The organism is Phenylobacterium sp. (assembly GCF_004299445.1).
Taxonomy (GTDB): Bacteria; Pseudomonadota; Alphaproteobacteria; order Caulobacterales; family Caulobacteraceae; genus Phenylobacterium.
The window spans coordinates 45407-63314 of record NZ_SCTC01000012.1; the positions used below are offsets into that span (position 1 = coordinate 45407).

Below are 17908 nucleotides of genomic sequence, written 5' to 3' on the forward strand. Positions count from 1 at the left end.
ATCCCCTTAACTCTTCATCCCCACGTCACGCCGCATCTTGGGCGTAATCTTTGAACTACTCGATAATAGCTCATCCCAGGGGTCTGCGGCCAGACTCTCCAGCCGCTTCACGATGTTAAGACGATTGAACGCGGCGCCGCCCGACAGTTTCCGCAGCTCTTCCCATTCGATCGGCGTGGCGACCGGGAAGCTCGGCCTGGCCCGGAGCGAGTAGGACGCCACCGCGCTCGCGCCACGGGCGTTGCGCAGATAGTCGAGGTAGATGCGCCCCTTGCGCCGCTCCTTCGAGGAGACAGCCGTAAAGAGCGTCGGGTGCTCGGCGGCCATGGCGCGCGAGATCGCCTCGGCGAAGCCTTTCACGGTCGGCCAGTCGTGCCCCGGGGCCAGCGCGGTCACCAGGTGCAGGCCCTTGCCGCCGGTGGTGCGCAGGAACGTGCGCAGGCCCATGCCCTCCATCCGCGCGCGCAGGAGTTCGGCCCCGTCGCACACCCTGGCCCAGGGCAGGCTCTCGTCGGGGTCGAGATCCATGACGATGCGGTCAGGGTGTTCCGGATCGTCGATGCGGCAGCCCCAGAGGTGGTATTCCAGGGCCCCGAACTGGGCGAGGCCCAGGTAGCCCCTGGCCTCGGTGACGGTGATGAACGCGGCCTGTTCGTCTTCGTCCGCCAACTCGACGGTCTCGACCCCCGGCGGCAGGCCGGCGAAGGCGTGGCGCTGATAGAACAGGTCCTTCAGGTCGCCGGTAGGACAACGGATAACGGTGACCGGCCGTCGTAGAAGTTCGGGCAGCATCCAGTCTCCGACCCGGGCGTAGTGGATCGCCACGTCCAGCTTGGTGACGCCTGTGCCGGCGCCGGCCAGGGCGAACTCGCGCTGGGGATTGGTCAGATGTATCGACGCCAGGTCGCGGTCGCTGACCAGTCGGGGTTTCACGGCGCCGATGGACGACTTCATCTTGCGGGGGCTCATGCCGAAGAAAACGGGCGCCCGGGGCGCATCGTTCACCGAGCGGCTGCGATAGCCCACTTCGATCTCGTAGACCGGGTCGACCCAGACCGCGCCGGGGGTCTTCGGGGCGGCCACCACGGGCTTGTCCCGGACGTGTTCCGAGAGCGCGGCGTAGAGCTCGCGGGCCTTGTCCTCGCTGATGCCCGAGCCGACACGGGAGGCGTAGACCAACTCGCCGTCGCGCTCCTCGGCGATCAGCAGCGACGAGGCGTTGCGGGGCATGTTCGACAGGAAACCAACCACCACGAAGGTTCCCATCTCGAGGCGCTTGACCTTCACCCAGGACGTCGAGCGGGACTGGACGTAGCGGGCGTCGGCCTTCTTGGAGACGATGCCTTCCAGGCCCATGCGGCAGGCCTGGGCGAACAGGGCGTCGCCGTCGGCGTCGGCGTGGTCGCTGAACTGGATGTGCGAGTTCGAGGCGATCAGGGGCGCGATCAGCCCCTCCAGCGCCTGCTTGCGGTCGATGAGGCGGGCGGCTGAAAGGTCGTGGCCGTCGAGGTAGACGAGGTCGAAGGCGAAGTAGGTCATGGCGTGCGAGGCGCCCTCGCTCAACGCCTGTTCCAGCAGGTCCAGGGTGGAGACTCCGCGCGCGTCCTGGACCACCACCTCGCCATCCAGGATCGCGGTCTTGCAGGGCAACTTCTCGAACGCCTTGGCCAGCGCCGAATAGCGGTGGGTCCAGTCGTGACCGTTCCGGGTGATCAGCCGGATCTGGCCCTCATTGAAGAACACCAGCGTCCGATAGCCGTCGTATTTGATCTCGTGGATCCAGCCCTTGCCCCGTGGGGCCTGCTCGGCGCTCGACGCCAACTGCGGCTTCCATGTCGTCGGGAAGGGGGCGGCGACGGCGCCTGCGATCTTGCCCGGCGCCTTCCGGCGAGCGGCCTTGCGGGGCGCGGCGGCCGGCGCGTCGATGGGGTCCTCGACCGGACGGCCGGTGACCGCGCTGTTGGGCTCCTCCACCAGCACGTCGTAGTCGGCCAGCGGTCGGGCCGAAGGGTCACGCTCCTTGATAAGCAGCCAGTCGGTCCCATCCCCCTTCAGCCGGACCAGCGTCCAGCCGCCCGTGAGCTTCGTGCCCGAGAGGCGAAACTTGATCTCGCCGTCGGCCAGACCCTGCTCGGGATCCTTGAGCGACACATAGGTCCCATGATCCCAGATGATCACCGTGCCCGCGCCATAATTGCCGGCCGGGATGCGTCCCTCGAACGACCCGTACTCGATCGGGTGGTCCTCGGTGAGCTTGGCGAAGCGGCGCACCTTGGTGTCGAGGCACGGGCCTTGCGGCACGGCCCAACTCTTCAACACCCCGCCCATCTCGAGCCGCAGGTCGTAATGCAGGTGGCTGGCCTTGTGCTTCTGGATGACGAAGCGGGGCGTGTCAGATGGGGCGGCCGAACCGCCGACCGGCTCGGGCGTCTCGCCGAAGCGGCGCTTGGCGCGGTATTTGTCTAGGCTTGACGCCATGTCGGGAACGACCATGCCGAGCCGTGGCGGAAACGTCTATGCTCGCGGCATGCCGACCCAAGCGCTCACCCTCTCCCTGCCCAACGGCGAGACCGTCTCGGGGCTGTGGCAGTCGCCTGCCGACCCGGCGGTCGTGATGGTGCTGGCCCATGGCGCCGGCGCGGGCATGACGCATCGGCACATGGCGGCGACCGCGGACGGGCTGGAGGCGCTGGGCGTGGCCACGCTGCGCTACCAGTTCCCCTACATGGAGAAGGGCGGCAAGCGACCCGATACGCCGTCGGTGGCGCAGGCGGCGGTGCGCGCGGCGGCGGAGGAGGGGCTGAGGCGGGCCGGCGATCTGCCCCTGTTCGCCGGCGGCCGCTCGTTCGGCGCGCGGATGACCTCGCAGGCTCAGGCCAAAGGGGAGCTGGCGGGCGTGCGCGGCCTGGTGTTCTTCGCCTTTCCGCTGCACGCATCGGGCAAGCCGGGGACCGAACGGGCCGATCATCTGCAGGACGTGGCGGTCCCGATGCTGTTCCTGCAGGGCACGAAGGACACGCTCGCCGAGCTGGATCTGCTCAAGCCGGTGGTGGCGGGACTCGGCGCGCGGGCGACGCTGATCCTGGCCGACGACGCCGACCACTCGTTCCACGTCCCCGCCCGCACCGGCCGAAAAGACCCGGAGGTCCTGGCCGAGCTCCTGGCGCGGGCGGTGACGTGGATGCGCGCCGTCTGAAGTGCACCCCTGACAGCGCGCGAGGGGAGCTTTTTAGATGTTGAAGATCCAGCCGTCGGTCAGGCTGGACTGCTGGACGCCGACCAGGATCATCTGATTGCCTCCGCCCAGGTCGATGATCACGTCGCCGCCCGACTGGCTGACCGTGTAGGTGGTCCCCGACAACACGCCGACGCGGTCGCCCTCGCCGCGGTTGAAGTCGGTGACCCGGTCAATGCCGGCGCCCGTGAAGGTGTGGAAGATGTCGGCCCCGGCCCCGCCGGTGACGGTGTCGCTGCCGCGGTCGCCCGACAGGAAGTCATTGCCGGGCCCCCCCAACAGCACATCGTCGTCGCGGCCGCCGCGGACCACGTCGTTCCCGTCGCCGCCGGCCAGGGTGTCGTTGCCGCCGTTGCCCTGGACGAAGTCGAAGCCGAGTCCGCCGTCGATGCTGTCGGCGCCGGCGAAGCCCTGCAGGATCTCGGCGATGGCGCCGCCCGTGACCACGTCGTTGCCGGTCATGATCTGGGCGATCAGGTTGTCGAAGCTCGGGGCCTGCGTGGCCGAGAACGGCAGCGAGAAGTCGCTGATCTGCAGCAGGGTCTGGCCGTTGAAATCGACCCGCAGGCCGGTGAACTCGCCGCCCGTCGGGACGCCGGCGATGGTGGTGAAGTTGCCGCTGTAGATGGCGTCGACGGTCCCGGTGATCGTTCCGGAGACCGAGACGCGAACGTGCAGCGTGGTGGCGTTCGCGGTCACCAGCGTGGCGTTGGCGACGGCGATCACCGAGACGTCGGCGAACGTCACCGTTCCGGTGTTCGGATTGTAGGACAGTCTGGCCATGTGCACCCCCATTGCGACTGGACGCCCGCAGTTGGTCTGCGTTGCGATCCGTGGGTACAGGCGCTGGCCGGTCCCGGCGTCCCCCGATTGGGGGTGTTGAGGGGGCGGAAACGACGGCGACCGAGCGTGAGCCTTCCTTGGCGTCACGATTGCCGCCGCGGCGACCCCGCGCAAAGCTTCCCGCCAACGACGTGGAATGGGAGCGAGACGATGACGGATATTCTGGATCTGGGCGGCCGTGTCGCGCTGGTGACGGGCGCGGGCCAGGGCGTGGGGCGGCAGATCGCGTTGCAGCTGGCCGACGCGCAAGGCAGCGGGGGCGTGGTGGTCAACGACTATGTGCTGGCCCGCGCCGAGGCGGTGGCCGAGGAAATCAAGGCGGCGGGCGGCAAGGCGATCGCCCTGCAGTGCGACGTCTCGGACCACGCGGCAGTGAAGGAGATGGTGGCCAAGGCCGCGTCCGATGTGGGCGTGGTGGGCATCCTGGTGAACAACGCCGGCAACGCGGGCGCCAATCCGTCCGCCGAGCTGGGCAAGCCGTTCTGGGAAACCGGCCCCGAGGTCTGGAACAGCTTCATCGGCGTGAACCTGTACGGCGTGATGAACTGCACCGCCGCGGTGATCCCCGGCATGCTGCAGCGCCAGGCGCCGGGCCGGATCATCACCGTCATCTCGGACGCCAGCCGGTGGGGCGACGCGGGCCTGGAGATCTATGCGGGCGCCAAGGCGGGCGCGGCGGGCTTCATGCGCTCGGTGGCACGGTCGCTTGGCCGCTACGGCATCACGGCCAACTCGGTGGCGATCGCGCTGACGGCGACGCCGGCGGTGGAACGCACGCTGAACGGCGATCCCGAACGGCTGAAGCGAACCCTGGAGAAGTACATCATCCGCCGCCCCGGCCGGCCGGACGACATCGCCAACATGGTCCAGTTCCTGGCCTCGGACGCCTCGCCCTGGATCACGGGCCAGGTCTATCCGGTCAACGGTGGGTTCTCGTTCGCGCTGTAGGCGAGGAACGTCATGGTCGGCCTTGCGCCGGCCATGACGTTCAAGATCGGACGGCAAGGCGTGCGGGCGTTGCGCGCCCCTAAGCCAGGGCCAGCGAGACTTCGCGCAGCAGCTGGTAGGCGTCGATCGGCTTGGTGACGAAGGCGGCGGCGCCGTCGGCGAGGATGCGGCTGCGCTGGTCCTCCGCGGCGGTCGCGATGACGACGGGGATATTGGCGGTGGCCGGGTCGGCCCGCAGACGCGCCAGGGTGGCGTGGCCGTCCAGCACCGGCATCCGCAGATCGAGCACCACGACGTCGGGTCGCGACTGCGAGACGGCGGCCAGGGCGGCCAGACCGTCCGCGGCGCTGTCGACGCGGTAGCCGGCGGCGCTGAGCGCCAGGCTCAACCCGCTCCGCAGCATGTCGTGGTCGTCGACCACCAGCACCCGACGCTGGCGCCGCTTACCGGTCTTGCCCGTCATCTTGGCTCCCCTACGTTCACTATGACGTAGCGGCGGGGGCGACGCCCTGCGGCGCAGTGTCCACAATGCCTGGGCGAATGCGCAGGCGTGTGCGCGCTAGCCGTGTGCGTGACCCGTGAAGCCGCGGGGCGCCTTGGGTCGGCTCGTCGTCGCGCCTGGCGACGGTGGGCGCGCCGATGTCGCCGGGTTCGAGGATCGAGATCATGGACGGTTCCTCCTGTCTCGAACCCGCCTTGTCCGGTCCGGCCCCCGGCGGCTGGCGGGATGCGGACGTCATCGTCAGGTGAAGGCCGACAGGATCAGCGTGACCACGGCGACTTCGAACGCGCGGGAAAGGAAGAGCAGCATCGGTGGCCCCGTGGCGGGTGGTCCTGCGAACCGTTAAGCAAGTTCCGCGCCACACGAGGCTGGATGGATGGCCCTCTTCTTCGACGCCCCCTGGTTTGACGAGAAACTCGAGGAGAGGGGGCTTTCGCGCGCCGTGATGGCGGCTGTGGCCGGGCTTTCTGAGGACGAGCTGACGCTGGTCTTCAAGGACCAGAGGGAAGTTTCCGCCGGGCAGGTGGCGGCCTTTGCCGAGCTGCTGGGGGTTTCGGCCGCCGAAGTCGCCAACCGCGCCGGCGTTTCGACGCCCGTGCCCGGACAGGACGCCGGAGCGCGCATCGCTGCGCTCGAGCGACGGGTGGCCGCGTTGGAGGCCGAGGTCGCGCGACTCAAGTCCTCAGGCGGCGGCCCGAACCCGTCGGGCGCCTGAAGCGTGAGCTTGGGGCCTAGATCTCGGTCCGGGCCTGGCGGCCCTTGCGGGCGCGCCGGTCGTAGCTGCCGGACCACTCGATGCTGTTGTACGCGTCGCGAGCCAGGCCAAAGAGGCCGGGGCCGGCGCGCAGGCCGCGGCGTTCGCCGTGCTGACCCATCAGCTGGGCCGCCACCTCGGAATAGCCTTGGCGTGGATCGTCCTTGAAGGTGCGCGGGCTGGCGGCGGGCGTCACCGCGACCGGCATGTTCGCCTCGCCCGCGCCATGGGTGTCCTCGGCCCGGTCGGCCTCGGCTCTATTGGCCCTGCGCACGAGGGCCGCATGGCGAATGCGGTCAATGCGAGACATCGTGCCCCACAACCAGCAATAGCCGCGCCACCACCAAGAGTCAGCCTTTCGCGAGCTTGTCGAGCTGAGCCTGCATCTCGGCCATCTGCTTGCGCAAGAGCGTTAACGCCTCATCGGACTGAGTGTCCGCTTTTGTCGCAGGCGGGGGAGCAGGAGCTACGGGCTCATCGCCGCGGGCCGGAGGCGCGTAGGCAAAGGGCGAGAACATCTTCATCGCCCGGTCGAACAGCTGGAGATTCTGACGGATCTGTTCCTCGTAGGCGCCGATGCCCGCACCCTGGCCGAACGTCGCGAACTGGTTGCGCAGGCGCTCCTGCTGCTGGGTGAAACTGGCCAGCGACATCTCGAGATAGCTGGGCACGAACGCCTGCATCGAGTTGCCGTAGAAGCTGATCAGCTGGCGCAGGAACTGGATCGGCAGAAGGCTCTGCCCCTCCTGGCTCTCTTCCTCGAAGATGATCTGCGTGAGGACGGTGCGGGTGATGTCCTCGTTGGTCTTGGCGTCATAGACGACGAAGTCGACGCCCTGCTTCACCATCTCGCTGAGGTGCTCGAGGGTGACGTAGCTGGACGAGGCAGTGTTGTAGAGTCGCCGGTTGGCGTACTTCTTGATGACGACGCGCTCGCCGCCCGCGGAACTTCCCGCAGCCTCGGCGCCGGTCCCTTGGGTGTCGGCCATCCCTGTTCCTTCGTGAGGCGCCCGAAGACTCGTCCGCCATTCTGCAGCGCAGTATCGCGGATGCGAGCACATAAGCAAATGGCATCAACCAATTGGGGAGCCGGGCCTTGCCCTCCCTTCGAGGGAAGTCAATAGATGTCGCCTGGGCCGTCTGAAACCCAACAGGGACAAGTCAATGACCGACATCGTGATCGTCTCCGCAGCCCGTACGCCGGTGGGCTCCTTCAATGGCGCGCTGTCGAGCCTGCCTGCCCACGAGCTGGGCAAGATCGCCATCCAGGCGGCCATCGAGCGGGCCGGCATCAAGGCCTCGGACGTGGATGAGGTGGTGCTGGGCCAGGTGCTGCAGGCCGGCGCCGGGCAGGGGCCCGCGCGTCAGGCGGCGGTCAACGCCGGCATCCCGAACGAAAGCCCGGCGTGGAGCCTCAACCAGCTTTGCGGTTCGGGCCTGCGGGCCGTGGCCCTGGCGGCGCAGCAGATCACCGACGGGTCGGCCGACATCGTCATCGCCGGCGGCCAGGAAAGCATGAGCCAGTCGCCCCACGCCCAGCAGCTGCGCGGCGGCCAGAAGATGGGCGACCTGGCGCTGGTCGACACCATGATCAAGGACGGCCTGTGGGACGCCTTCCACGGCTATCACATGGGCCAGACGGCCGAGAACATCGCGGCCCGCTGGCAGATCACCCGCGAGGACCAGGACAAGTTCGCGGTCGTGTCGCAGAACCGCGCCGAGGCCGCCCAGAAGGCCGGCAAGTTCGTGAGCGAGATCGCGCCGGTGACCATCAAGGGCCGGAAGGGCGACACCGTTGTCGACCAGGACGAATACATCCGTCACGGCGCGACCCTCGAGGCCATGGCGGGCCTGCGTCCGGCGTTCAACAAGGAAGGCTCCGTCACGGCGGCGAACGCCTCGGGGCTCAATGACGGGGCGGCCGCGCTGGTGCTGATGAGCGCCGACGAGGCCAAGAAGCGCGGTCTGAAGCCGATGGCCCGAATCGCCTCCTGGGCCAACGCCGGCGTCGATCCCGAGATCATGGGCACGGGCCCCATCCCCGCCAGCCGCAAGGCGCTGGAGCGGGCGGGCTGGAAGGTCAGCGATCTGGACCTCATCGAATCGAACGAGGCGTTCGCCGCGCAGTCGCTGTGCGTGGTGCGCGAGCTGGGGCTGGATCCGGAGAAGGTGAACGTCAACGGCGGCGCCATCGCCATCGGTCACCCGATCGGCGCATCGGGCGCCCGCATCCTGACCACCCTGCTGCACGAGATGAGCCGCACCGACGCCAAGAAGGGCCTCGCCACGCTGTGCGTCGGCGGCGGCATGGGCGTCGCAATGTGTGTGGAAAAAGTCTGATACCGAACGACCGGATCAACGGCGTCGGCTGCTTAGGGAGAGATTGAATGGCGAGGGTTGCGTTTGTCACCGGGGGGACCCGTGGCATCGGGCGGGCGATCGTCGAGCGGCTGAAGGCCGACGGCCTGCAGGTGGCGGCGGGCTATTCCGGCAACGACGAGGCGGCCGCCGCCTGCGCCAAGGAACTGGGCGTGATGGTGGTCAAGGGCAACGTCGGTGTCTTCGCGGACTGCAGGGCCGCGGTAGACAAGGTCGAAGCGGAACTGGGCCCGATCGATGTGCTGGTGAACAATGCCGGCATCACCCGCGACGGCGTCTTCCACCGCATGACCTCGGAACAATGGAGCGAGGTGATCCGGGTCAACATGGACTCGCTGTTCAACATGACCCGCCAGGTCATCGAGGGCATGCGCGAGCGCGAGTGGGGCCGGATCATCAACATCAGCTCGATCAACGGCCAGAAGGGGCAGGTCGGCCAGACGAACTACTCGGCCGCCAAGGCGGGCGTTATCGGCTTCACCAAGGCGCTGGCGCTCGAGAACGCCAAGAAGGGCGTCACCGTGAACTGCGTCGCCCCCGGCTACATCGACACCGAGATGGTCCAGGCTGTGCCGCCGAAGGTTCTGGAGGGCATCATCGCCCAGATTCCCGCGGGCCGCCTCGGCAGCGGGGAGGAGATCGCCGACACGGTCTCGTTCCTGGCCGGCGAGCGGGCCGCCTACGTGACGGGAACCACTCTTTCATTGAATGGCGGCCAGTACCTGGTCGGGTAGCATCCCAACCACGGCGGACGGAAAAAGCGTGACGATTGCGGAATGGGGGCGCTGCCGAAGCGTTCGCGCCCCCGTCACGTCCAAAAAGCGCCCCGATCCCACGGCATCTGCTGCGCCGAGATGAGTGGCATGCAGACGGCGGCGGGAAGGGCGATTTGCGCGGCGCTGTTCGGCGTCGCGATGCTGACGTTTGCGTCTTCAGCCGGAGCGGGGCCGGCCGACAAGCTGCGCGACAGCCTGTTCAAGAATCGCCCGGGGGAAGTCCCGGGCGCGCCGGTCGGCTGCTTCATGTCGGAAGACGGCCGGATCTTCACGCTGGACCGCACCCAGCCCTCGCCGTTGCTGAAGTTCGAGGACAGCCCCGAGGTGTGGGCGCTGCTGCCCAGTCCCGCGCCGCGCGGCGACGTCATCTACAAGAACGACCTGGGCCAGCCGATGCTGCGCGCGACGCGCCTGGGCGGCTTCACCCTGTTCACCGACAAGCGGCCCAGCGGCGAGGCGGTGTCTCGGGCCGGCGGTTGCGGGCCGCTGCGCCTGATGCTCATCAGCCCGCAGGCGTTGGGCGAGCGGATGCTGCAGGCCTCGGTCCGCTCGGGCCGCGCGGCGCGGCGCCCTGTGCTGTTCGAAGCCGAGGCGACGCCGAACTCGGCCGCGCTGATCGCGGACGCCGCCCTGGTGGTGACCCTGGCCTACCTTCGGATCGCCTCGGACGGGGGCCGCCCGATGCTGGCCAAGGTGGGCAAGGTTCAGTTCTCCGAGGGCAAGAAGGCGCAGGTCAGCTTCTCGGGCGGCGTCCTGCGCATCATCGTCGCGCCCAGCCAGGGCCTGGCCGGCCGCCCCTCGTCCGAGCGCGTGGAAAAGGTGCTGCGGACGGGCAAGTAGACCCCTCCTTCCTCTCCCGCTTCGTGGGACGGCGAGACTAGCCCTTGAAGTTGTCCTTGGCCGCGCGCACGGCGGCGAAGGCCTGGGCGTCGGGCTTCCCGGCGGCGCCGACCTTGGCGGCCAGGACGGGCGCTCGGAGGAAGGGGTTGGTGGCCTTCTCCAGCGCGATCGTGGTCGGGACCGTCCACTCGCCGCGCTCACGGGCGGCGAAGATCTCGTCGGCCCGGGTCTTCAGCGCCGCGCCATCGTCGACACTGAGGGCGAAGCGGGCGTTCGAGGCCGTGTACTCGTGGGCGCAGTAGACCCGAGTGTCGTCCGGCAGGGCGGCCAGGCGCTGGAGGCTGTCCCACATCTGCTCGGGCGTGCCTTCGAACAAGCGGCCACAGCCCAGGGCGAACAGCGTGTCGCCCACGAAGGCGACCCGGTCTGCGGGGTCGAAGTAGGCGATGTGGCCCAGCGTGTGGCCGCCGCTCTCGATCACCTGGAACGTGGTCTCGCCCAGCTGGACGGTGTCGCCGCCGCCCACTTCACGATCCAGAGGCGCGATGCGAGTCACCTCGGCTGGCCCCACGATGGTGCAGCCGGTCATCGCCTTTATGTCGGCGTTGCCGCCCGCGTGGTCCGGATGCCAATGGGTGTTGAGGATGAAGTCCAGCTCCCAGCCCAGGTCGTCCAGCTCGCGCAGGACCGCGGCCGCCTCGGGCGTGTCGATGCAGGCGGTCTGACCCGAGGCCTCGTCGCGAATCAGGAAGCCGTAGTTGTCCGACAGGCAGGCGAACTGGTGGACGGTGAGCGGCATGTCGGACCTCCGGGCTGCGCCCCACGATTTAGGGTGGCGATGAGCGTCCGTCGAGGATAGCCACAACTCATGCGCCGCGATGTGCTCGAGCTTCGCCAGTTCTACGCCTCCGAGCTGGGGCGGGCGGCGCGTGCGATGGTCGAGCGCAAGCTCGCTGAGGCGTGGGGCGACGCGGCCCAGCAGGATGTGCTGGCGGTGGGCTATGCGACCCCCTTTGTCGGGGTCCTGATGCCGCGCGCCCGGCGAGTCGTGGCCGCAATGCCCGCACAGCAGGGCGTCGAGGTGTGGCCGGCGCAGGGCCCCAACCTGGCCAGCCTGACGCCCGAGGACGGGCTGCCCTTCACGAACGCCCTGTTCGACCGGGTGCTGGTGGTGCACGGGCTGGAGGAGAGCAGCGACCCGGTGGGCTTTCTTCGCGAGGTGTGGCGGGTCCTGGCGCCATCGGGCCGGGCGATCATTACGGTGGCCTCGCGCAACGGGTTGTGGGCCAACACCGAGAAGACGCCGTTCGGCCACGGCCGGCCCTACACTCGCAGTCAGCTGGTGGAGCTGGTCCGCGAGGCCGGGCTGGAGCCATCGGGCTGGACGCGGGCGCTGTACGTGCCGCCGGTCGGCTGGATGGCGCGCTGGGCCGAGGGATTCGAGCAGGTGGGGTCGCGGCTTTGGCCGGGATTTGCGGGTCTGCTGCTGATGGAGGCGGTGAAGCAGACCTATGCGGTGAAGCCGCAGGGCCATCGCCAGAGGGTGCGCACAGGCCGCCCGGTGCTCGCGCCGGCCCCAGGGGCTGTTTCGCGGGCGCCCAACCTTGAGGCTTCCGAGCATCCGGCTCTGCGACAGCGCTTGGCGCCGCCGCGGCGAAGGTCTTAGCTGTAGGCGATGGACGTCGCGTTCAAGAGCGGAGGCCCCGAGGGCGCATGAAACTGATCATCGCGATCATCAAGCCCAGCCGGCTGGACGCTGTCCTGGACGCGGTCACCGAGGCCGGGGCGTCGGGATTGACCGTCACCGAGGTGCGCGGCTATGGCCGCCAGCGCGGCAAGACCGAGGTGTACCGGGGCGCCGAGTACGAAGTGAAGCTTCTGCCGAAGGTGAAGCTGGAGATCGCCGTGCCGTCCGATATCGCGCAGGCGGTGATCGAGGCGATCCAGGCGACCGCCAACACCAACAAGATCGGCGACGGGAAGATCTTCGTCCTCGATCTGGAGAGCGCCCTGCGGATCCGCACGGGCGAGCAGGACGCCGCGGCGATCGCGGGATAGTTCGGCCCGGACAAGGAAACCGGCCCTGAGCGTGACGTCGTCACGCTCACTCTTGTCATTGGAGATTCCACCATTCGTCGTCCCGGGCATGGCCTGATCTGCTCGACGAGTGGTCTGGCCCTCGCGACCTGGGCCCTTGTGGCCGGCGTGGCCTCCGCGGCCGACCTCACCGCGGCGCAGGCCGTCGAGGCCATGCGCCGCCATGTCTGCTTTTCGAAGGTGTGGTGGGGCGACCCTTACGTGCGTCTCGGGCAGAGCGCGCACGTGGACGTCCGCGTGGATGGCCGCACGGCCTATCTCTGGAGCGAGGACATGCGGGCGGTGCCGCGGGTGCGGCGCTGGGCGGATTCGTACGTGGTGGTGTTGCGCTCGGCCGGAGCTGTGGTCACCCAGCGGTCGGGCTACAACGTCGAGCTGCTGCGCGGCGAGGTCGCCATGGAGCGGGACCGCAAGCGCGTCTACGCCGGCGCAACCCAGCGGATCCCGGTCGAGCTGCCGACCAACTGCGATCCGAAGTTCGACCCGGACGGGCCCGTTAAGGCCGAGATGCGTGCGGTGCTGACGTCGTCCCTCACCAATGCGGTGCGCACCTGGGGCCGGCGACCGGCGGGGGGCCGCGTGCGGATGACCGTGGCCAACTTCAACACCGACTATCCCGAGACCTTCGCGGTCCGCCAGGACACCGGCGAAGTGCTGCGCATCGGCCTGATGGTGGGCGACCGGAGCAGCTACACGGGCGGGGCGGCGAAGCAGTACGTGGTGGCCCCGGTGCCGCGCGGCCCGGCGGCGATCCTGCTCAAGCGGCTGACGCTCAGATACGGCCGGGCCGAGATGATCTCGGTGCGGTAGGCTAACGCCGGCGCGGCTTCGGCGCTTCGGCTTTGGGCAGTTCCACCTCGCCGAACAGGTTCTGCTGCGGGACGGCGGCAGGGAGCGGCTCGGTCTTGCGGCTCAGCAGGAACAGCGCCGTCTCGGCGCGCCAGTTCTCGATGGGCTGCCGCGGGTCGATGGGGCGGGCCGGCTTGCCTTCGGCCAGCGAGGCGCAGGCGTCGATCCGCAGTTCCAGCGCGTCACAGAGGCTGACGAAGTCGCGCAGCGTGCAGAGGTGGATGTTGGGGGTCGAGTACCAGGGCTCGGGCAGCGCGCCGGTCTCGGGCATCCGGCCGCGGCTGAGCAGGGCCCAGCGGACCTTCCAGTGTCCGAAGTTCGGGACCGAGACCACGGCCTGGTCGGCGACCCGCAGCAACTCGGAAAGCACGTGCCTGGGCTCGCGCATCTGTTGCAGGGTCTTGGAGAGGATCGCGTAGTCGAACGCCCGCGACGGGAAGTGGTCGAGGTCGCGGTCGCCGTCGCCCTGCACCACCGCCAGCCCGCGCGCCAGGCAGGCGGCGACGCCTTCGGGGCTGATCTCAAGGCCCTGGCCGTCGACGTTCTTCTCGCGGGTCAGCAGTTCGAGCAGCGCGCCGTCCTCGCAGCCGATGTCGAGCACGCGCGCGTTCGGGCGCACCAGCTTGAGGATTTCGGCGAAGTCCTCCCGCACTCCGCTTGGTCCGATCGCTGTCAAGCTAGACCTCGGGCCTGGGCCTGGGCGTGCAGGAAGCCCTTCAGGGTCTGATCGAGCAGGGGCTCGTCCAGGAAGAAGGCGTCGTGGCCCTTGTCGGTCTGGATCTCGGCGAACGAGGCGCGGCAGCCCGCGCCGTTCAGGGCGCGCACCACGTCGCGGCTCTCGGGCGTGGGGTAGAGCCAGTCGGAGGAGAAGCTGAGGACGCAGAACTTGACGTGCCGCGCCTTCATGAAGGCCTCGGCCAGCACGCCGCCGTACCGGCCCGCCAGGTCGAAGTAGTCGAGCGCGCGGGTGATGTAGAGGTAGCTGTTGGCGTCGAAGCGGTCGACGAAGCTGGTCCCCTGGTGGCGCAGGTAGCTTTCGACCTGGAAATCGGCGTCGAAGCCCCATGACAGGCCGTCGCGCTGGAGTTCGCGGCCGAACTTCCGCTGCAGCGCCTGTTCCGACAGGTAGGTGATGTGGGCGGCCATGCGCGCGACGGCCAGGCCCTTCTCGGGCCGGACGCCGGCTGAGAGATAGGCGCCGCTCATCCAATTGGGGTCGGCCATGATCGCCTGGCGACCCACCTCGTGGAACGCGATGTTCTGGGCCGAATGGCGCGCGGCCGCGGCGATCACCACGGCGCTGAACAGTTTTTCCGGATAGTCGGCCGCCCACTGCAGCACCTGCATGCCGCCCATCGAGCCGCCGACCGCGGCGAACAGGGTCTCGATCCCCAGGTCCTCGATCAGCATCGCCTGGGCGCGGACCATGTCGGCGATGGTGATCACCGGGAACTTGAGGCCATAGGGCGCGCCGGTGGCCGGGTCGGTCGAGGCGGGGCCGGTGGTGCCCATGCAGCCGCCGACGACGTTGGTGCAGATGATGAAATGGCGCTGGGGGTCCAGCGGCCGACCCGGCCCCACGAAACGATCCCACCAGCCCGGCTTGCCCGTGACCGGATGCGTCGAGGCCAGATGCTGGTCGCCGGTCAACGCATGGCAGACTAGGACGGCGTTGGTCTTGGCCTCGTTCAGGGCGCCATAGGTCTTGTAGGCGATCTCGAGCGGGGCCAGCGTGGCCCCCGAATCAAGGCGCAGCGGACGGTTCGCCGGGAACCGCCAGGTCCCGCCGCCGATGGGCATAGCGCCGTCAATGCCCGCGGTGATGGGAGCCTGCGCCGTCATGGCCGCGTTGGACCGCCTTGCCCGGAGAGTGTCAATGGCTTGCAGCAGGCCGCACCTAGGCTATGGAGAATACGCGGGGCGCGGTCAGCAGATTGGCTTCGGTTTGCGTCCGACCGCGTCGGGTTCTTAAGTCGACGCGCCGCAAGCGGCGCGTTTGGGAGCGTCCATGGATCGGCTGATCCTCCTGCGGCATGGCAAGGCCGAACCGGATTCCGAGAGCGGCGAGGATTTCGACCGGCGACTGGCGCCCCGTGGGGTGCAGGAGTCGGCCGAGATGGGCGCGCGCCTGGCCGACATGGGCTTCCAGCCGCAGGTGGCCCTGGTCTCGCCGGCCGCCCGCGCGAAGGCGACGTGGGAGTCGGCGCAGGCGGCGTTTCCCAACGCCGAGACCCGCTTCCTGGACCACCTGTATCACGCCGATTCCGAGACGATCCGCCGCGCCGCCGAGGAGGCGGGCGCCAGCGTCGCGACCGTGATGATGGTCGGCCACAATCCGGGCATGCAGGAGCTGACGATCCGCCTGCTGCAGGAGGGCGCCGCGCCCTCGGGCCTGATTGCGAAGGCCCAACGGAATTTCCCGACCGCCGCGGCGGCCGTGTTCCTGTTCGACTCCAACGGGCGGCCCCAGTTCGACGGCCTGTTCTACCCGGACCGCTGATGACCCGGATCTACAAGATCCTGCCCCGCGCCGAATGGACGGCCGCGGTCGCAGCGGGGCGCTTCGAGGGCTCGGCGGTGGACCATCAGGACGGCTACATCCACTTTTCCACCGCCGCGCAGGCTGGCGAGACGGCGCGGCGCTATTTCGCGAACCTGACCGACCTTGTGGTGCTTGAGGTGGAGGGCGACGATCTGGGCGTCGACCTGAAGTGGGAGCCGTCGCGCGGCGGCGATCTGTTCCCGCACCTCTATGGTCCGCTGGCCGTCGGCGCCGTGCGAGCCGTGCATGAGGCGCAGCTGGGCGCGGATGGGGTTCCGAGGATGCCCACGTCATGACCGCCGACCTGCACGGACTGGCCACCCTGGCGATGCGCGGGCTGGACCCGGAGTACGCCCATGGCCTGGCCATCAAGGGCCTGAAGATGGGCCTGGGGCCCCGGGCGCCGGCCGACCCGCCCCTGCTGGCCACCGAGCTCGCCGGACTGAAGCTGCCGAATCCGATCGGCCTGGCGCCCGGCTTCGACAAGGACGCCGAGGTCTACGAGCCGATGCTGACCGCCGGCTTCGGGTTCGTGGAGTGCGGCACGGTCACGCCGCTGCCTCAGGCGGGCAACCCCAAGCCGCGGCTGTTTCGCCTTTGGCAGGACCAGGCGGTGATCAACCGCATGGGCTTCAACAACAAGGGTCTCGAGGCGTTCGCTGCGCGGCTGGCGCATCGCCGCCGTGGCGTGGTGGGGGCGAACCTGGGCGCCAACAAGGATTCGGTCGACCGGCTGGCGGACTACACGGCCGGCCTGCGCCGTCTCTGGGGCATGGCTTCGTACTTCACGATCAACATCTCCTCGCCCAACACGCCCGGGCTTCGCGCCTTGCAGACCAAGGCGGCGCTTGAGGACCTGCTGGGCCGGCTGATGGGGACGGCCGATTCCCTGCCGCAGGGCGTGGCGGTTCCCATGTTCCTCAAGGTTGCGCCCGACCTGGACGACGGCGAGATCGAGGCGATCGCCGATACCGTCGCGGACAACGGGCTGGACGGCGTGATCGTCTCCAACACCACGGTGGCCCGGCCGCCCCTCCGCTCGCGGCATGCCGACGAGGCCGGCGGCCTCTCGGGCGCGCCGCTGTTCGGACCCTCCACCGCCATCCTGCGCCGCTTCCGCCAGGCGGCGGACGGCCGCTTCCTGCTGATCGGGGCGGGCGGAGTCGCATCCGGCGCCGACGCCTACGCCAAGATCCGGGCCGGCGCGTCGGCGGTGCAGCTCTATTCGGCGCTGGCCTACGAAGGTCCGGGCCTGGTTGTGCACATAAAGCGCGATCTTGCGCAGAGATTGCAGGCCGACGGCTTCCGATCCGTGGCGGAAGCCGTCGGGGCCGAATAGTCTAGGTCGGTCAGCCCTCTCGTTGCCGGGGGGCCCGGGCTGCACTAATTCGTTAGGACGATGGCGGACGCACCGACCGAAGCCCCGGAGCGGAACCGGCGCCGCCGCCTCTTCTGGCCCGGCGGCCTCTCTGCGCGCCTCCTTGTGCTGACCGTCGTGTTCGCGGCTCTGGGCGGGGCCGTGGCGATCCCGCCCGCCATGGCGGCCTACGAGAAGCAGTGGCTGCTGGACCGGGTGCGGGCCGCCGAACTGGCCTCGCTGGCCGCTGACGTGGCGCCCGACCGCGTGGTCTCGGAACAGCTGAAGTCGCAGCTGCTGGCCGGGGCAGGGGTCGAGATCGTGGCCGTGTCGAACGACGGGGTGCGCCGCCTGGTGTTCGCCAATTCCCGACCGTCGAAGCCGCCCTATCTGGTCGACCTGCGACCGCGCGCGGCGGGGCTGGGCCTGTTCGCGCCGTTCCAGACTCTGATGGGCTCGGGTGAGCGCATGCGCGTGGTGGCCGAGCCGCGCTTCCGGCCCGCCGACTTCATCGAGTTCGTCGCCACCGACACCGAGCTGAAGCGGGCGCTGGCCGCCTACCTCTGGCGTCTGGTGGCCATCGTGGCGGGGGTCTCGGCCCTGGCCGGCCTGATCGTCTACCTGGCGCTGAACCTCTTCCTGGTGCGGCCCATGCAGCGGATCACGTTCGCGATGGAGCGGTTCCGGGCCGATCCTGACGATCCCGCAGCCAAGATCCAGCTCTCGGGCCGCACCAGGAAGAGGTTCAGCGCCAGGTAGACGATCAGGCCGGCCAGGGCCGAGACC

The 17908-nt window shown here is 69.2% G+C and carries 21 protein-coding genes; 13 read left to right on the plus strand and 8 right to left on the minus strand.

Annotated features, from left to right (window positions below):
* Positions 1 to 6 precede the first annotated feature (6 nt).
* Complete coding sequence (gene ligD, locus EPN98_RS04120) at positions 7 to 2478, minus strand: DNA ligase D (RefSeq protein ID WP_293360725.1); 2472 nt, start codon at positions 2476 to 2478, stop codon at positions 7 to 9.
* Between ligD and EPN98_RS04125 the strand changes: the two genes are divergently transcribed.
* Positions 2477 to 3196 (plus strand): alpha/beta family hydrolase, encoded by a 720-nt coding sequence (locus EPN98_RS04125; protein ID WP_293360728.1) that lies wholly within the window; start codon positions 2477 to 2479, stop codon positions 3194 to 3196. The genes ligD and EPN98_RS04125 overlap by 2 nt on opposite strands.
* 33 nt (positions 3197 to 3229) lie before the next feature.
* On the opposite strand, the gene EPN98_RS04130 is transcribed toward EPN98_RS04125, so the two are convergent.
* Positions 3230 to 4018, minus strand: coding sequence for a hypothetical protein (locus tag EPN98_RS04130; RefSeq protein ID WP_293360731.1), 789 nt, complete (start codon positions 4016 to 4018; stop codon positions 3230 to 3232).
* A gap of 210 nt (positions 4019 to 4228) precedes the next feature.
* Between EPN98_RS04130 and EPN98_RS04135 the strand changes: the two genes are divergently transcribed.
* Positions 4229 to 5026: an SDR family oxidoreductase gene (locus EPN98_RS04135; RefSeq protein ID WP_293360734.1), complete on the plus strand. Its 798-nt coding sequence runs from the start codon at positions 4229 to 4231 to the stop codon at positions 5024 to 5026.
* Positions 5027 to 5105: 79 nt separating this feature from the next.
* Here EPN98_RS04135 and EPN98_RS04140 read toward each other — a convergent pair whose 3' ends face one another.
* Complete coding sequence (locus tag EPN98_RS04140) at positions 5106 to 5489, minus strand: response regulator (protein ID WP_293360736.1); 384 nt, start codon at positions 5487 to 5489, stop codon at positions 5106 to 5108.
* Between the two features lie 415 nt (positions 5490 to 5904).
* Here EPN98_RS04140 and EPN98_RS04145 point away from each other — a divergent pair, with 415 nt between their 5' ends.
* Positions 5905 to 6243 carry a helix-turn-helix transcriptional regulator gene (locus tag EPN98_RS04145; RefSeq protein ID WP_293360739.1) on the plus strand — a complete coding sequence of 113 codons (339 nt, stop codon included), beginning with the start codon at positions 5905 to 5907 and terminating at the stop codon, positions 6241 to 6243.
* 16 nt (positions 6244 to 6259) lie between these two features.
* Here the strand turns inward: EPN98_RS04145 and EPN98_RS04150 are convergent, their stop codons facing one another.
* Both EPN98_RS04150 and phaR read right to left on the minus strand, forming a co-directional pair.
* Positions 6260 to 6592 carry a hypothetical protein gene (locus tag EPN98_RS04150; RefSeq protein WP_293360742.1) on the minus strand — a complete coding sequence of 111 codons (333 nt, stop codon included), beginning with the start codon at positions 6590 to 6592 and terminating at the stop codon, positions 6260 to 6262.
* Between the two features lie 40 nt (positions 6593 to 6632).
* On the minus strand, positions 6633 to 7271 hold the full coding sequence (gene phaR, locus EPN98_RS04155; RefSeq protein ID WP_293360745.1) for a polyhydroxyalkanoate synthesis repressor PhaR: 639 nt from the start codon (positions 7269 to 7271) through the stop codon (positions 6633 to 6635).
* A 175-nt stretch (positions 7272 to 7446) separates the two neighbouring features.
* Here phaR and EPN98_RS04160 point away from each other — a divergent pair, with 175 nt between their 5' ends.
* The 3 genes from EPN98_RS04160 (at position 7447) to EPN98_RS04170 (ending at position 10277) form a co-directional block, all read left to right on the plus strand.
* The gene (locus EPN98_RS04160; protein WP_293360747.1) at positions 7447 to 8622 is read left to right on the plus strand and encodes an acetyl-CoA C-acetyltransferase; all 1176 of its coding nucleotides are present in this window, start codon (positions 7447 to 7449) and stop codon (positions 8620 to 8622) included.
* A gap of 47 nt (positions 8623 to 8669) precedes the next feature.
* A complete protein-coding gene (phbB, locus tag EPN98_RS04165) occupies positions 8670 to 9395 on the plus strand; it encodes an acetoacetyl-CoA reductase (protein ID WP_293360750.1) in 726 nt (241 codons plus the stop codon).
* Between the two features lie 129 nt (positions 9396 to 9524).
* Entirely contained in the window at positions 9525 to 10277 is a 753-nt protein-coding gene (locus tag EPN98_RS04170) for a DUF4908 domain-containing protein (RefSeq protein WP_293360752.1), read from the plus strand.
* Between the two features lie 37 nt (positions 10278 to 10314).
* Here the strand turns inward: EPN98_RS04170 and gloB are convergent, their stop codons facing one another.
* Entirely contained in the window at positions 10315 to 11076 is a 762-nt protein-coding gene (gene gloB, locus EPN98_RS04175) for a hydroxyacylglutathione hydrolase (RefSeq protein WP_293360755.1), read from the minus strand.
* Positions 11077 to 11145: 69 nt separating this feature from the next.
* Between gloB and EPN98_RS04180 the strand changes: the two genes are divergently transcribed.
* The 3 genes from EPN98_RS04180 (at position 11146) to EPN98_RS04190 (ending at position 13184) form a co-directional block, all read left to right on the plus strand.
* The gene (locus tag EPN98_RS04180) at positions 11146 to 11943 is read left to right on the plus strand and encodes a methyltransferase domain-containing protein (RefSeq protein ID WP_293360758.1); all 798 of its coding nucleotides are present in this window, start codon (positions 11146 to 11148) and stop codon (positions 11941 to 11943) included.
* A gap of 47 nt (positions 11944 to 11990) precedes the next feature.
* The gene (locus EPN98_RS04185) at positions 11991 to 12335 is read left to right on the plus strand and encodes a P-II family nitrogen regulator (protein ID WP_293360761.1); all 345 of its coding nucleotides are present in this window, start codon (positions 11991 to 11993) and stop codon (positions 12333 to 12335) included.
* Between the two features lie 147 nt (positions 12336 to 12482).
* The gene (locus tag EPN98_RS04190) at positions 12483 to 13184 is read left to right on the plus strand and encodes a hypothetical protein (RefSeq protein WP_293360764.1); all 702 of its coding nucleotides are present in this window, start codon (positions 12483 to 12485) and stop codon (positions 13182 to 13184) included.
* Between the two features lies 1 nt (position 13185).
* On the opposite strand, the gene metW is transcribed toward EPN98_RS04190, so the two are convergent.
* Together metW and EPN98_RS04200 are read right to left on the minus strand one after the other, a co-directional pair.
* Entirely contained in the window at positions 13186 to 13875 is a 690-nt protein-coding gene (gene metW, locus EPN98_RS04195; RefSeq protein ID WP_293360767.1) for a methionine biosynthesis protein MetW, read from the minus strand.
* Between the two features lie 20 nt (positions 13876 to 13895).
* Positions 13896 to 15023, minus strand: a complete 1128-nt coding sequence (locus EPN98_RS04200; RefSeq protein WP_293360780.1) for a homoserine O-acetyltransferase — start codon at positions 15021 to 15023, stop codon at positions 13896 to 13898.
* 208 nt (positions 15024 to 15231) lie between these two features.
* Between EPN98_RS04200 and EPN98_RS04205 the strand changes: the two genes are divergently transcribed.
* Genes EPN98_RS04205 through EPN98_RS04220 form a run of 4 tightly spaced genes read left to right on the plus strand, consistent with a single transcriptional unit; the run spans position 15232 to position 17881 of the window.
* Positions 15232 to 15723 carry a histidine phosphatase family protein gene (locus EPN98_RS04205; RefSeq protein WP_293360770.1) on the plus strand — a complete coding sequence of 164 codons (492 nt, stop codon included), beginning with the start codon at positions 15232 to 15234 and terminating at the stop codon, positions 15721 to 15723.
* Positions 15723 to 16061, plus strand: coding sequence for a DUF952 domain-containing protein (locus tag EPN98_RS04210; protein ID WP_293360772.1), 339 nt, complete (start codon positions 15723 to 15725; stop codon positions 16059 to 16061). The genes EPN98_RS04205 and EPN98_RS04210 overlap by 1 nt, the downstream gene beginning before the upstream one ends.
* Positions 16058 to 17104, plus strand: a complete 1047-nt coding sequence (locus EPN98_RS04215; RefSeq protein WP_293360774.1) for a quinone-dependent dihydroorotate dehydrogenase — start codon at positions 16058 to 16060, stop codon at positions 17102 to 17104. Before EPN98_RS04210 ends, EPN98_RS04215 begins: the two co-directional genes overlap by 4 nt.
* 60 nt (positions 17105 to 17164) lie before the next feature.
* Entirely contained in the window at positions 17165 to 17881 is a 717-nt protein-coding gene (locus EPN98_RS04220) for a hypothetical protein (RefSeq protein ID WP_293360777.1), read from the plus strand.
* Positions 17882 to 17908 lie beyond the last annotated feature (27 nt).